At 45.2% G+C, this 272-nt stretch carries 1 pseudogene; it reads right to left on the minus strand.

The features are described 5' to 3' along the window. Positions 1–272, minus strand: a pseudogene (locus V0R37_RS22190) (PrkA family serine protein kinase); the annotation flags it as partial.

A 272-nucleotide genomic window follows, 5' to 3' on the forward strand; every position in this document is an offset into this window, starting at 1 on the left:
GATTTACCACCGCCTACAGGGCCGAGTAGATAAAGAATCTGTTTCCGTTCTTCTAAGCCTTGTGCGGCATGTTTAAGATAAGAAACAATTTGTTCAATCGCTTCTTCCATGCCATAGAAGTCTTGGAACGGTTTATAACGAGAAATGACTCGGTTAGAAAAGAGCCGACTTAAACGAGGATCTTTGCCAGTATCGACCAATTCAGGTTGGCCAATTGCCAACAAGACGCGCGCTGCCGCGTTAGCATATGCGCTTTTGTCTTCCTTACAGAG

This window comes from Pollutimonas rozaliensis (assembly GCF_048751585.1).
In the GTDB taxonomy this organism is placed as follows: Bacteria; Pseudomonadota; Gammaproteobacteria; order Burkholderiales; family Burkholderiaceae_B.